Here is a 12,844-nt window from a genome sequence, read left to right as displayed (position 1 = left end):
CGAAGGCTCTCCGACCACGGACCATTCATCACCGCTCGACCGCCGTCAACATCACGCGGAGCTGATCCATTACTGTTTCGAGGTCGCGGTCGATCTCTTCGAGCGGGCGGGGCGGTACGTACTGGTAGAAGTGGCGGGTGAAGGGGATCTCCGCGCCAATCTTGGTCTTCGAGTGGTCGACCCAGGCGTCGGGCGCGTACGGGAGCACTTCGCGGGCGACGTAGGCGTCGACGTCCTCCTCCCACGGCACGTTCTCGGTGTCGCGGAGCGAGGCATCCGGTTCCGGCTTGCCCTTCGGGTCGAGGCAGGGCTCGGCCGAGTCATCCTGCTCGCCGAGCGCGAGGGTGACCGCTTTCAGCAGCGGTGCCGGCAGGGTGAGGCCTTCGGCATTCGCGGCATCCTTCAACGCCTTCTGGAAGGCCGGTCGGGAGGTCCACGTGGTTTCGACAGGCTCAACCAGCGAAGACAGGGCCGCGCGCAGCGCCGAGGCATCCACTTCGCTGAGCTTCTGCACCGGCTTGGCCTCGAAGACGGCGTCGATGCGCTCGGGTGTGACCTGCCAGGTGAGCTTGAGGGGGCGTTCGACGGTGATGGTGCGGTAGAGGAAGTCCTCGTTGCGGAAGATCTTCGAGTGCTCGCCGTCCTCGAACCCGGCGTACAGGCCGACGATGGTCGCGATGTTCTCCGCGGAGAGTTCGTTGCGCTTGGATCCAAGTCCCTTACGGAGCTTCGAGTACATCTCGCGGCCGTCGATGAGCTGCACGCGGCCCTTGCGGTCGTCGGTCTTGCGGTTGCTGAGCACCCAGATGTAGGTCGAGATGCCCGTGTTGTAGAACATGTCCTTCGGCAGGCCGATGATCGCCTCGACGAGGTCGTTGTCGAGTAGCCACTTGCGGATGCTCGACTCGCCGCCGCCTGCGCCGCCGGAGAACAGCGGCGACCCGTTCAGCACGATCGCCATGCGCGAGCCGCCGTCTTCGGGCTTGCGCATCTTCGAGACGAGGTGCAGCAGGAACAGCATCGCCCCGTCGCTGACGGTCGGGGTGCCGGGGCCGAAGCGCCCGTTGAAGCCGAGCTTAGCGTGCTCGTCGTCAACGAAGGCGCGCTGGTCTTTCCAGTCGACACCGAACGGCGGGTTCGAGAGGCCGTAGTCGAACGTCTTGTCGTCGAAGTGGTCTTCGGTGAGGGTGTCGCCGAGGCGGATGTTGTCGACATCCTGCCCCTTGATCACCATGTCGGCCTTGCAGATCGCGTACGAGCCGTCGTTGATGTCCTGCCCGTACAAGCTGAGCTGGATACCCGGGTTCACCGAGTGCAGGTACTCGTCGGCGACCGACAGCATGCCGCCCGTGCCGGCCGTCGGGTCGTAGATCGACCGCACCGTACCAGTCTTGCTCAGCGCGTCGTCGTCGAGCGCGAACAGCAGCTGCACCATCAGCGCGATCACCTCACGAGGCGTGTAGTGGTCGCCCGCGGTCTCGTTCGAGCGCTCGTTCGCCCACCGGATCAGCTCCTCGAACACAAGGCCCATCTGGATGTTGCTGACCGTGCGCGGGTGGAAGTCGGCCTGCGCGAACTTCTCCGTCACCGCGAACAGCTTGTTCTTCTCGGCCAGCTTGTTCAGCGTCTTGTCGAACTCGAACCGGTCGAAAATGTCGCGCACGTTCGACGAGAACCCGGCCAGGTACGCGCTGAGGTTCGCGCGAAGGTCGGCCGGGTCGGCGACGAGCTTCGCCATCGTGAACGGGCTCGTGTTGTAGAACTCATGCCCGGAAGCCGCGCGAAGCTTCCACTCGCGCGCCATCTCGGGTAATCCAGTGCTGCTCGCTTCAGCCTCGAGCACCTTCTCCTTCGCGTCGGCGAGCACGGCGTCGAGCCGACGCAGCACGGTGAACGGCAGCACCACCGACCCGTACTCGGCCGGCTTGAAGGGGCCGCGAAGCGACTCCGCGATGTTCCAGATGAAGGAGACGTGATTGACCAAGTGGGGTACTCCTGCGCGTTGGGGCGGATTGCGCGCGCGTGCCACGCACGTATCCCATCCTGGCGGAACAAAGCGAGCGGCATGAGGCCGTGGCACCCCCAGGATTGGGCACGGCGGTGATTTCGCCCATCCACACAGACGAGTAAGCACGGGGACTACGTGACGAGGGTGAAGGGCACCGAAGGGGATCGGTAGATTCGACTCATGACGCTCGAGCTCGAGGTGGTCGCAGCAGTAGTCCGCGACAGCGAGCAGATACTCGCGTGCCGACGAGCGCCCGGGAAGGCCGCCGCAGGTCGGTGGGAGTTTCCCGGCGGCAAGGTTGAGCCAGGTGAAGAACCTCGAGCGGCACTCAAGCGTGAACTACTGGAGGAGCTCGGTGTTCACGTGCAGATCGGCGCGCTACTCATCCGGTCGCAAACACTCGTCGGTGAGTTGATCATCGACCTTGCGGCTTACGAGGCCCGACTTCTCAACAACCGTCCTATTCGAAGCACCGATCACGATCTCCTTGAGTGGCTCTCCCTTGGCGACCTGGAAGGTCTTGATTGGGCATCGCCAGACGTTCCGGTCGTGGAGGCTTTGGTCGCAACCGACATCGTGTCGTAACACGCCATGCAGCGTGTCGTGTTCCCGCTAACCAGCTGGGTTCTATGGTTCCGTCATGGCTCGATTCTTCGGAACACCCGCCGGAGTGCATCCCGGTCAGTTCTTCATCGACCGCCAAGAATTGCGTGATGCATTCGTGCACCGGCCCCCTCAAGCTGGCATCAGCGGCACCGCCGCCGAGGGGGCCGATTCCATCGTCGTATCGGGCGGTTATGTGGACGACGTCGACAGCGGCACTTATCTGCTGTACACGGGCCAAGGCGGAAGGGACCAAAATACCGGCAGGCAGATAGCAGACCAGTCTCCTCACACACCTGGAAACGCAGGCCTGATTACGAGCATGGTCCGCGGGCTACCCGTGCGAGTAATTCGTGGTCGGCATCCGGGCTCGCCGTTCGCCCCGCCGCGAGGCTATCGCTATTCAGGCCTCTACAGCGTCACGTCATGGCAGATGAAGGAAGGCCGCGATGGATTCCAGGTCGTAATGTTCCGCCTCGACGCCATCGAACAACAAGCCGTCATCGAACCTGCTCCGCGGATCGAGTTTGACCCCGCGTTTCGCGAAGCAACTGTCTCACGACGCATTCGCGACACCGCGATGTCCCGCGCAATCAAGGAGCTTTATCAATACTCCTGCCAGGTTTGCGGAACACGAATTGACGCGTTTGAGGGTCGGCTTTACGCGGAGGGCGCACACGTCCGCCCGATCGGGCGACCGCACCTCGGCAGCGATGACCGAAGCAACCTGCTCTGCCTGTGCCCGAATCACCACGCCCAACTCGATATCGGCGGAATGTACATCTCGAACGATATGGTCGCCATCGACGCAAACACGCACCAAGCGCTCGAATTGCTTCGGTGGAAGCGGGACCACCGTGTAGAGGTCGCGAACGTCGAGTACCACCGCTCGCTGTGGATGGTTGAGAAGTAGCAGCAGACACCTGTCTTGAGCAGCTGAATCCGCGGCGCCGGACCAATCAAGGATGGGGAATCGCCTACTCCAGGTGGCGCGTGCCCCCTGGGGGCCGCAGATCCAGCATCGGAAGCTTTTCCCCGTCGGCCTGCCTGCGGAGGATTTCGACCATATCCTCCTGACGTGGCTGCCCCAACGTCAGCCGGTACAGGGCGAGATCAGCCCGGAGTCTCTCGTACTTCGCACGATCACGACTCAGCGGAAACGCAACGAGCGAGCGCTCGATCCGGGCGGGTCCACGGTAGATCCACCAGGGTGCAAACTCTCCGAGATCGGGCTGTGCACCCTCAGCGGCCTCGAACGCCAAAGCCCACGGGCTCGGGTTATCCGACGAGAGCACATCCCGCCAGTGCGCGTCGGCGACGTTCTTCCGCACCGCGTGGCCCGCGAAGCGGTTCACGCGCCCCTCGCGTTGCTCGAAGTCGACGGGGTTCGACGGGAGATTCCAGTGCACAACGCAATGACTCCACCAATGGAAGTCGATGCCCTCCTGTCCGACGCTGGTCGAGGCAAGCACGAACGGCCAGAACGGGCTGTTGAATGCATTCCGGATCTCGGGTTGACGAGCGCCCTCCGACGCATCCGTGCGGCCTCCATATCGCAGCGCGAAACGCGCGGTCAGCGGGATGGGCGTGAGCCCGTTCTTGACATCTTGCGCGGTGTACCTCGACGGCCGGAGTGTCAGAGCCTCGGCGGCACGGCTCGCGATCGACTCCAGCAGCGCGTCGTCGACCGGGCTACCCGGCGATTCGCTTCTGAGCTGGAACACGTACTCGTCGAGCACGGCCTGGAGGTTCCCGTCGGCACAGTAGTCGAGTACGGCGTGCCAATAGGTGCGGGAGGCTCCATACAGTCGATCGAGTAGTAGCTTCGTCTCAGTTCGGTTGAACAACGATCGGACGCCGTTCGCAAGCCGAGCCGCGGCGCGCCAGTGACCCAAATCGGTCGAGTTGTCAGAATCGGTCCGGACGCGAGCAAGCGCACGCCAGGCTATGTTGCCGGGCCCGTTCGCTGCGAGATCCGCAACTCGCTCATGCGAGCTCCGGGGCTCTTGCGCGGTCTGAAGCACGAGCTCAACGTGGGCCGGCAGGCCCTTTCTTCCAACCTCGTCGACATCGGCATCGTCAATTCCCTCTGAACTCGAAGCGCGGGCTTCGAGTGCAGCTGACAACTCCGCGAGGGACATTCCTGACGGAACTCCCCCGGGTGTCTGGAAATACGAATGCCACGCGAAATCAGCGGGCGGGAGGTTGCTGCTATCGAGGCTCGATCTTGCCGAGTCGATGACCTCGCTGTCGGTAACCAGCCGACCATGGGCTCGAGCGACCGCAAGCGGGTCACCGAGCACCGCGAGCGCCGGATGCGGCCAGAACAGTGCGAGCGTGGACATGCCGGCAGGTCCGGAATCCCGCGTGACATACGTCAGGCGGTCCGAGATCGCTCGGCGCGCGTCGGCGGTATTCGCCTTCAGCAGGTCGCTCCCGGCGACCATCCGCCGCTCTGCTTCGTAGCTCAGGAGAGAGGCAATTGCCGTCGGCACGGACGCCCATGCTGAGAACAGCACTCGCTTCGTAATCGAGCCAATGCCCCGATACACCGGTCCGGGCTCGAGATACGGCATCGATGGTGGCATCCAAAGCAGCTGCCACCACCCCGCATCGAGAGTCTCCGCAGCGAGCGCGCGGAGGTGGGAGTTACCGAAGTCAAGCTCCTCGTAGGCCTCCAGAGCACCTGCATCGAGCGACGGTATGGCCCGGAAGACATCATCGATCGCGGGGTCGTTCATCAAAAGCTCGCGTGCACGGCGGCCCGACTTGTAGCCCTCCATGAAGTTCCCGAAGTACGGAATCGACTTCCAGTACTCGAGACCGATCGGCGCGTCGAGCGCGCGTCCGAGATGTTCGAGCCCCGCGAACCCGAGGACGTCGTCGACGGACGGCACGGCCGAATCGATCCACCGCGGCAGGAGGTCAGCGCCTTCTTCGAGCTGCGGCCGCTCCGATCTCGTGACGAACGGCGTCAGGAGACTGCCCAACCGCTCCGCCGTGGCATCCGCGCTTCCCTCGGCATCGAGGAGGGCCATCCGGTAGTCGCGGAACCCCTTTCGTATTTCTGTGAGTGTTGCGGCGTCGTTCGCGAGGAATCCGAGTGTGGTCATGAAGTCCTCGTAATGACTTTCGTCGCCGTCGGATTCCGCCTTCGTGAACGGCTTGTACGGGGTGGCGGAGAGCAGCAGGACCTTCGCATCCGAGAAATTGAAGAGCGCATGGGCGAGTTCAGCAGCCTCTCCGCTGCCCTCGTCGAGGAGATGCCGGAACCGCTGGAACTCGTCAAGGATGATGAGGTCCGGTTCAAGCGTTTCCACCCCGGCCTTGGCCAACGCGGCTCGCAGCTTCGCGATCAGGTCATGGTGCCGCCACATCGGGATGGAGTCGGGCACGCCGTCGAGGCCGCGGCACATTATTCGCAGCTTTCGGAATTCGCGAAGGAGGCCGGAGTCCCGAATCGCCGTCGCGAACGCCTTCCGGATCCCCGGATCGAGCCGGCCGCCGGTGCTGGCACGAAGATCGTCGATCACACGCTGGAAGTTCGCTTCAGACTGCACGCTGGCTTGCAGGAGGATGCGGGACGCCCGCTCGTCGACCTCGCCGTCGCCGGGCGCGATCTTCTGAAGCATCAGGTGGATCAGCGCGCGTTCTTCCTTGGCCCCGGCCCTGTTTCCCTTCGCGTCGAACGAGGTGCCCGGCGTGAACGAGACGAGGTTCACCCTCTTGCCACGCTTACCTCCGACGCGCTCCGCCTTCGCGAGGTTCGCGCTCTCTCGAGCCAGCAGCGTGAGACGGCTCGTGATGCCGATGTGGCGATTGCCGGTGACATTGAGTCGACGCAGGTTCTGCGAAGCGAGATCGGCGTTCGAGCAGATATATACGACGTCGATGCGATCAACTCGGTCGTCGTGCTGCAGCGCCTCGATCGTGCGAGCGATGATGCCTCGCGCGATCACGCTCTTGCCGAGACCGGTCTCGTCGGCGATCAGGAACCTGCCGCTTCCGCCCTCGTCCCGGTAGAACCGATCCATCACATGCTCGACGGCGTCACGTTGGAATTTCTTCAGCTCCGACATGATCGCGTCGGCGTCGAATTCGCTCACGGGACATCCACTTTCGTTTCCTTGATGAGCTGATGCGCAGACCAAACGGCCGCCCAAAGCTCGTCGAAGCCGTCCGGCACAATTGGTATGCCATCGTCGCCGACCGGAGCTCCAGCTTTCCGAAGCCGGTCGACGATTCGCTTGACATCTGCAAGGCCTCCGTTGGTCGACCCGGCGGCGCGCACGAGGGTCTCGAAGAGGCCGGATCCGTCCTCGGCGCCCTGCCAACCTCCGAAGAACCCGCTCAGCCCGGCCATTCCCGCTTCGACGTCGTTGTCGTCGAAGGCGAGCATCAATGCGATCAGCTGCAGGAAGGCCGCCCGATTGGTGAGCTGACGCGAGATGATCTCATCGCGGCGTCCAGGGATGTCGCCGACGAGCTCCGCGGTCACGATGGTGCGACGGCTCGCCCCGCGTTCGTCCGTGACCGTGAGGACGAAGAACGGCGAGATGTCCGTGAGCGGCAGGTCCTCAATGGTTATGTGGGCCGCGCCGCTCGGCATCAGGTAGTCGTTGCCGACGCGCGTGATGAGGTGAAGCCGGCAGGCGAACTGCGCGCCGACGCTGCTCGAGTCCACTCGTTCGACGTCCAGTGCGTACCGTTGCTCATGCGTGGCGCGAACCGTCGCGCGGAGGCGGGCTTCAGCCATCCGCCGGACGGCTCGCTCGAGCGCGCGGTCCGCCTCCTCGCTGGCATCTGCGACGGCTCCCCCTCTGGCGCGTATTCGACCGCCATCTGGCGGAGCGCGGTCGCGTCGCCGAAGATCGCCTGGACTCCGATGCGCGTCTGCGGTCCGACGAACTCGACCAGGGCTTCAACGTTTGAGCCGAACGCGGCGCCCGTCGTGTTCGCGGAGCCGATGAAGAGATGGCTGCCATCCAAACGGTCGAGCGCGTACACCTTCGCGTGGAGTCCGACCAACGCACCTTCTGGGTTCGTTTCTGCCCTTTCATCCACCCCTTGGACGTCCGCGGCTTCATCGAGGGTGTAGCCCTGTAGGCGTCGCAGTGTCTCCGGTTGGAGCCGTTCGAGGCTCTCCGGGCGGGAGAGCACGTGCGCCTCGCGAGACCGCTTCACCACGACTGCGGCAACTCCATCGTCGGAGAGGAAAGGCGAGATGACGAGATGCCGCTTTCCGTCGAATATCCGCGCAAGGTCAGGGGCGGGCGCAGCAGGGATGCCGAACACGTGCATCGCCTGCAGTGTCACATCCGCCGGTGATTCCCAGACGACGAATCGAAGCCGTTCCGCTAAGCCACGGATGCGTCGTGCGCGCGTCGGCCCGAGGGACCCGACGGCAAGATTTGGCAAGGACTCGGCCAGCGCGACGAGGGGGTCGTTCATACCCTGGTGGTCGTCGCTCGGTTCACCGTCCAGGCGCACAAGGACGTCCCAGCTGCGATCCGCCGTGAGATTACGACTCGCGCAGAGCAGGCGATAGCGGCGCTCCTCACCGCGCGCGTACTCGAGCACCCAGACTTTCGGGTGGAAGAGGCCGCCCGGGCGCGGGGCGACGACCGGATGCACCATCGGCTCGAGGAACGCGACGAGATCGGGCGCCTGCGCCGGGACCGCGATCTGGCCAGCCTGCGCGAAGATGTCGATCCGATTGGACGTACGACGTACCGCGTCGAGAATGGCGATCGGGTTCTTGCTCTCGCGCAGGTGATGCGCTGCGAACGAGAGCGGGATGGACAGCGCGCTAATGAGGTCGAGTGTGAAGGTTGTCGCCACGGCTTGCCTCAGTCGGAACCCGACAGGTGGTCGAAGCTGCTCAGTCAGGACCGCGCGGCCATCAGGTTCAAGCATGGACGCGCTCCAACCCATCGTGGATGTCGGTCACGATGGCGCGCACGGATCCCCACCGGAAGTCGAGCCGTCCGCTCCCGGACGCGCCCGACCACGCGCTGAGGAGCTTCTCGTTCCTCAGGCGTGCCTGCGATCGCTTCTGGCGCCACTCACGGTTCCCGATGAAGGCCCGGGCCATCTCGGAGTCGGCGAGCGAGGTCAAATCGGAGCCCCTGATGAGGTCGAGCCATCCGTCGACGAACGCCCGAGATGCAGGCGACACTCGCGGATTGGCGAGCAACACGAGCTCCCAGAACTCATCGAGATCCCAGCCGCCTAGCGAATCGGTGGCGCTCACCTCATCGCTCCATCGTGCGAGCGCCGGACGGTGCTTCTCTCCTTCGTCGCGTACCCGGTCGAACCCACGCTCGGCGTACGCCTCTGCGAGCAACACGTTGTAGAGCAGCGCTGCACCATGCATCGCCACCGAGAACTTCCGCGCATGCTCAAGCGCCGCGCGCGGTTCACCGACGAGGGACTGCATCGCCGGATCTGCCCACGCCGTCGGGCTGTCCTTGGAAGGGCGGGTCGCGAGGATGTGGGTGAGCGCTGAGCCGGGAGCCCCCTGCTCCATCCGTTCGCGCAACCATCCAGCCTCGTCGTATGTCATCGCGAACCCATCCGCGACTTGCCCAGGGAAGCCGTCAGGAACTGAGGGCAAGGTCGCCCACCACCCGCCGGCGTGCCAGGCAGGTCCTTCGTCCTCTTCGACCGCCGTAATCCGTCGGCTCCGGCGCTCGATCTCCGCCCCGATCGCGTCCTGGGGGTCGAGAACCCCGTCAGCGAGGATTGCGTATTGGCGAAGCGCAGACCAGTAGATCGCCGACGGCAGAGTCTTGAGCGCTTCGCCGACATTCGACCCGAGCATGCCATCGACATCGGCACCTTGGTCGCGAGCAGCCCTGAGAGCACTGATGAGCTGGCGTTCTGCCTTTTCGACTCGTTTGCTTGCCGAGGCTGCGTCGTTCGAGCGTGAAATACCCTCCCGAAAGCACCACGGCACGAAGAGCAAGTACCGCGCCCGCGTGTGCAGCGTCGACGTCCCCGGAAACAAGGTGTCGCTCAGCGCGTCGCGAATCTGCCCGATCCCAAGTTCGTCGCGACTTTCCCGCTGACTGAACAGCTTCACGATCTCGCGCATGCGTCGCTGATCTTCAGCGGACGCGTCGAGCCAAGCAATCACGGATGCCACGGGACGACGGTACCGGGCCGTTCATGCGCGGCTCCAGCCTTTCGGAGACAAAACCCCACTTCGAGGTACAGCCATGGAAGTCGCTGTCCCCTTCGGGGGACAGCTGCTCGAATCCGACCCTTCTTTGCGCTCGGGCGATCTGACTGGTTCCGCTAGATCCGGCGGAGCAGATCGGCCTTCTTGGCGGCGAACTCGTCGTCGGTGACCACGCCCGCGGCGTGCAATTCGCCCAACTTCTTTAGCTGATCAAGTGTCTGTTCGCCCGCGGTGGCAGATGCGTGGACCGCCGCGGCAGCCGACTGTTGCGCGAGCCCATCGAGCACGGCCTGCCCCGCCGCTTCAAGCGCCATCGCTGCCTTATCTGCACTTCTGGCCATCCCGCCGGTTGCCTTTAAGGTGTGCACCTTCGTGTCCGTGGCGATGGTCAAGAACACGACTCGCTTCTCCTTGGAAGCCAGGTAGTTCGCGCCCATCGTCATCATGCCGACCACAGCGCGACCCCCGGCGCTCTTGTCCTGGACCTGATACGAATGCTTGATAGACCTCAGCCTTTCGTGGGGGCCAAGGCTTCCCACACGAACATATCCATGGCCAAAGATCTCGACCATCGTTCCGCCGAAATCTGCTCGATGCACTGTTGGGCCAGCAGCTTCGCGCCCCTCGCGCGCCCGCTCCTGCGCCTCTTCTGCCGCTCGTTTGATAGCAGCGCCGGCCTTCGCAAAGAAGCCCTGCTTCTCACTTTGCTGGTTAACGCCGGTAGTCTCATCCGCCATTCGTAAACGCCCCTGTCGATCGTTGTCGACGCAATTCGCGGCAACCTTCTAGATTAGAAGGGTTACCTGAGAATCGCATCCGATCGGGGAGTTCTCTGCCAGGCCGCACGTCGGATTCAGTCACAAGCGATCCCATCGCCGTCGCGGTCGAGGTCGTAGATGTCGGAGCCGACGACCCTGACCGGCCCCCAGACGTACTCGGGGCCGTTACCGCTGCCGCCCGCGCAGTCGACGTCACTCGCGATCGGCACGCAGGCACCGGTGTAGTTCGGGTCGCAGCCTCCGCCCTGCGGCGCCGGCGCAGGCGCCGGGGCGGGAGGCGGCGGCGCGACGTACGTGCCGTTGGCGATGACCTCGTTTACCGGCGCCGTGACGATCACGTCCGAGATGACCTCTCGCGAGACCTCCGCGCCGTCCACGAGGATGACGCGATACGTGACGACCCGCTCGCCTGCCACGCCCACGACTGACACCGCGGTCGATCCAGCGGCGAGGTTCGGGTCGTCCACGGTGGAGCTCGTGAACGGCACCGCGGAACGTTCCTCGACGGACTTCACCACGCGCTTCGACTTCGGCTCCGCGGACGGCGTCGGAGCCGACGTCTCCCGCTGACCGTCGGCGAGGTCAGCGGACACACGCGAGGCGGCCTGCGGCGCGAACTTCGCAGGACCGGCCGCGGCGACCGCACCGCTGGCGCCGATTCCCAGGGCGATGACGCTGACGATGACGACGACTGCGCCCGCAGTTCGGGACTTCACGCGATACGAAGATCCTCGCGCGAGCGCGATAACGCCGACGACCGCCGCGGCAATCGCCGCGAGGATCAAGAAGACATACCAGTACGTGATGACCAGCCCGAGGACCACGAGCCCGAGCAGGATCAACCAGAAGACCTTCACGCGTGCATCGCCTCTTTCCGCGCCACCGCATGGCGCCGGGACGACATTAATTCGTCGGGTTCAGTCGTTCGACTCCCCATTCGGGAGGCAAACGTCGCGATCAGCAGGGAATCGGCTCGAAGTGACGGCCCTTCGTGTCGATCATCCCGTAGCCGTTGTAGTTGCGGCAGCCGGTGTACGTCGAGCCGCCACCGTCTCCGCCGCCCGAGCTCGAACCACCGGAACTCGAACCTGAGCCGGAGCTCTGGGTACGCTGTGCCGCTGCGCGCGCCGCTTCATCCGCAGCGACCCGAGCGGCCTCCTCGGCAGCGACGCGCGCGGCTTCCTCCGCTGCGACTCGCGCTGCTTCCTGCTCGGCAGCGATTCGGGCCGCTTCCTCTGCCGCGATCCGCGCCGCCTCACGGTCTGCCGCTGCCTTCAGGGCTGCGGCTCGGGCCTTCGCAGCGCTCTGCCCACGAGAACGGTTCACCTTCGCCTGCGCCTTGGCCTTCTTCTTCGCGGTCGCCTTCTGCTTCGACGTGGGCTTGCTCGAGGCATCCGCCTGCTTCGCATCGCGCTGCTCGTCGGCCTTCGCGCCGCCGATCGCCTCAACCGCGCGGCTCGAGAGCTTCGCGGCCTTCGTCGCGACCACGGCGATGCGCTCGCTGAACACCTGCTTCGACTCGGATCGCAGCCACGACATGCCGTCGAGCGTCGCGTTCGCCGAATCGGCCGCGGCGCTGAGGGCCTCCGCTTCGACGATCGTGCCCGCGAGGGCGGCCGTCGTCTTCGGCACCGTCGACGAGGTCGTACGCGACTGCTGCTCGAGGCTGTTCACGAGCGCCTCAGGCGAGCACTCCAATGCGGGGTTCCACATGCCGACCATCGCTGCCTGCGCCTGTTCCTCTGCTTCCGTCACCACGGGGAGGAACCGCGCGTTGTCACCGAAGTATGCCCGAGCACCGAGGCCCTGGCGGGCGAGCTCGGTCTCGACGAGCACGCCGTTCGCGTTCGTCACCGCGGCCAGGGTGCGGCCGTAGCGGTCCACCTTGGCGACGTCGTAGTCGAGCGTCACCGGCGAACCGACGGGCAGCAGCGCGGCGAGCGCCTGCGTCGCCTCGAGGGCGAGGCACTCCGCCGGCTTGCTGCCGTGCGCCAGCTCGGGGGTGTCGATGTTGAGGAGCCGCACCCGGGTGACCAGGTCACCCGTGCGCACGTCGACGGTGTCGCCGTCGATCACGCTCTCGACGACCGCCGGCTCGGCAGCAGCATTCGCCGCTGCCGGGGCGAGGACGAGTCCGCCGCCGACGAGCGCGGCGCCGGCTGCGATGCCGAGGGCGGTCAGGATCAGCGGGCGGATGCCACGAGCGGGTGTCTGCGGTCGCGCTTCGCGGGCGCGGTCGTGCGCGCCGGTGGGCAGGGAGGTCACGGGTAC

General features: G+C 65.1%; 10 protein-coding genes. 2 read left to right on the top strand and 8 right to left on the bottom strand.

Annotated elements, in window-relative coordinates; all coding sequences use genetic code 11:
• Nucleotides 1-28 precede the first annotated feature (28 nt).
• Nucleotides 29-1,984, bottom strand: coding sequence for an N-6 DNA methylase (locus ACGGZK_RS06870; protein ID WP_395245529.1), 1,956 nt, complete (start codon nucleotides 1,982-1,984; stop codon nucleotides 29-31).
• A gap of 204 nt (nucleotides 1,985-2,188) precedes the next feature.
• Between ACGGZK_RS06870 and ACGGZK_RS06865 the strand changes: the two genes are divergently transcribed.
• Together ACGGZK_RS06865 and ACGGZK_RS06860 are read left to right on the top strand one after the other, a co-directional pair.
• A complete protein-coding gene (locus ACGGZK_RS06865; RefSeq protein WP_395245528.1) occupies nucleotides 2,189-2,593 on the top strand; it encodes a (deoxy)nucleoside triphosphate pyrophosphohydrolase in 405 nt (134 codons plus the stop codon).
• A gap of 55 nt (nucleotides 2,594-2,648) precedes the next feature.
• Complete coding sequence (locus ACGGZK_RS06860; RefSeq protein ID WP_395245527.1) at nucleotides 2,649-3,524, top strand: YDG/SRA domain-containing protein; 876 nt, start codon at nucleotides 2,649-2,651, stop codon at nucleotides 3,522-3,524.
• Between the two features lie 64 nt (nucleotides 3,525-3,588).
• Here the strand turns inward: ACGGZK_RS06860 and ACGGZK_RS06855 are convergent, their stop codons facing one another.
• The 7 genes from ACGGZK_RS06855 to ACGGZK_RS06825 all read right to left on the bottom strand — a co-directional run bounded on the left by ACGGZK_RS06855 (nucleotide 3,589) and on the right by ACGGZK_RS06825 (nucleotide 12,838).
• A complete protein-coding gene (locus ACGGZK_RS06855; protein ID WP_395245526.1) occupies nucleotides 3,589-6,717 on the bottom strand; it encodes a helicase-related protein in 3,129 nt (1,042 codons plus the stop codon).
• Nucleotides 6,714-7,220, bottom strand: a complete 507-nt coding sequence (locus ACGGZK_RS06850) for a hypothetical protein (protein ID WP_395245525.1) — start codon at nucleotides 7,218-7,220, stop codon at nucleotides 6,714-6,716. The genes ACGGZK_RS06855 and ACGGZK_RS06850 overlap by 4 nt, the downstream gene beginning before the upstream one ends.
• Entirely contained in the window at nucleotides 7,220-8,452 is a 1,233-nt protein-coding gene (locus ACGGZK_RS06845) for a phospholipase D family protein (protein ID WP_395245524.1), read from the bottom strand. Before ACGGZK_RS06845 ends, ACGGZK_RS06850 begins: the two co-directional genes overlap by 1 nt.
• 67 nt (nucleotides 8,453-8,519) lie before the next feature.
• The gene (locus ACGGZK_RS06840; protein WP_395245523.1) at nucleotides 8,520-9,758 is read right to left on the bottom strand and encodes a DUF6361 family protein; all 1,239 of its coding nucleotides are present in this window, start codon (nucleotides 9,756-9,758) and stop codon (nucleotides 8,520-8,522) included.
• 152 nt (nucleotides 9,759-9,910) lie between these two features.
• The gene (locus ACGGZK_RS06835; RefSeq protein ID WP_395245522.1) at nucleotides 9,911-10,531 is read right to left on the bottom strand and encodes an SHOCT domain-containing protein; all 621 of its coding nucleotides are present in this window, start codon (nucleotides 10,529-10,531) and stop codon (nucleotides 9,911-9,913) included.
• A gap of 116 nt (nucleotides 10,532-10,647) precedes the next feature.
• Nucleotides 10,648-11,430 carry a G5 domain-containing protein gene (locus tag ACGGZK_RS06830; RefSeq protein WP_395245521.1) on the bottom strand — a complete coding sequence of 261 codons (783 nt, stop codon included), beginning with the start codon at nucleotides 11,428-11,430 and terminating at the stop codon, nucleotides 10,648-10,650.
• 100 nt (nucleotides 11,431-11,530) lie between these two features.
• Nucleotides 11,531-12,838, bottom strand: a complete 1,308-nt coding sequence (locus tag ACGGZK_RS06825; protein WP_395245520.1) for a thermonuclease family protein — start codon at nucleotides 12,836-12,838, stop codon at nucleotides 11,531-11,533.
• Nucleotides 12,839-12,844: the final 6 nt, after the last annotated feature.

The organism is Agromyces sp. MMS24-K17, from assembly GCF_043950245.1.
Classification (GTDB): Bacteria; Actinomycetota; Actinomycetes; order Actinomycetales; family Microbacteriaceae; genus Agromyces.
This window is presented reverse-complemented; position numbering and strand designations above follow the sequence as displayed.

Coding starts and splice junctions, on each gene's coding strand:
- ACGGZK_RS06865 (WP_395245528.1), top strand. CDS start 2,189: ATGACGCTCGAGCTCGAGGTGGTCGCAGCAGTAGTCCGCGACAGCGAG.
- ACGGZK_RS06860 (WP_395245527.1), top strand. CDS start 2,649: ATGGCTCGATTCTTCGGAACACCCGCCGGAGTGCATCCCGGTCAGTTC.
- ACGGZK_RS06850 (WP_395245525.1), bottom strand. CDS start 7,220: ATGCCGAGCGGCGCGGCCCACATAACCATTGAGGACCTGCCGCTCACG.
- ACGGZK_RS06835 (WP_395245522.1), bottom strand. CDS start 10,531: ATGGCGGATGAGACTACCGGCGTTAACCAGCAAAGTGAGAAGCAGGGC.